The sequence below is a fragment of the Neisseria sp. P0009.S007 genome, from assembly GCF_051962515.1.
Genome location: NZ_JBQCVF010001335.1, coordinates 1 through 231, shown reverse-complemented (window position 1 = coordinate 231; position 231 = coordinate 1). Strand labels below are relative to the sequence as shown.

The following is a 231-nucleotide window of genomic DNA, read 5'->3' as shown; positions in this document are numbered from 1 at the left end:
TTACCGATGAGTTCTGCGGTAGCGCCTTTAATCATCATTGTCGCAGCGAAATAGCCAAAAATCTGAATTACGGCTGCGGCAAGGGCCAACAGGATAAAATCGTTGAAGCTGACGCTGTGTGCAATGCTTGAGGCAAGCGTCAGACAAAACCCGACCAACGCGCCGCCATATGACAAGGCGCAGGCAAGGTTGCCGTTTTTATTCAGGCGCAATTCTTCAACGGGTGTAATC

1 protein-coding gene is annotated in these 231 nt (G+C 50.2%); it reads right to left on the bottom strand.

The features are described 5' to 3' along the window. A partial coding sequence (locus ACTHS3_RS18835; RefSeq protein WP_440368935.1) for a DUF350 domain-containing protein occupies positions 1 to 230 on the bottom strand: 230 nt, incomplete at its 3' end. Position 231 lies beyond the last annotated feature (1 nt).